Source organism: Pseudomonas sp. Mn2068 (assembly GCF_049319725.1).
GTDB classification, from domain to species: domain Bacteria; phylum Pseudomonadota; class Gammaproteobacteria; order Pseudomonadales; family Pseudomonadaceae; genus Aquipseudomonas; species Aquipseudomonas gingeri.
On the sequence record NZ_JBMOUG010000041.1, the window covers coordinates 1 to 246 of the forward strand.

General features: G+C 59.3%; 1 protein-coding gene. It reads left to right on the plus strand.

What is annotated here, in order from left to right:
- On the plus strand, positions 1 to 246 hold a 246-nt coding region (locus ACL9RJ_RS33265; protein WP_422766022.1), incomplete at both ends, for an OprD family outer membrane porin.

The window sequence follows — 246 nt, forward strand, 5'->3', positions numbered from 1 at the left end:
AATCGACGGCCTGACGCTCTACGGCGGCCAGTTCCAGAAGAACAGCCCGCGCAACGATTCGAGCATGACCGATATGTTCATGAACGGCAGGGCCGGTATCACCTCCGACCGCTTCAATTTCCAGGGCGGCGAATACAGCTTCAACGACAAGCGCACGATGGTCGGACTCTGGAATGCCCAGCTCAAGGACATCTACCGCCAGCAGTACGTCAACCTGGTCCACAGCCAGCCGCTGGGTGACTGGAC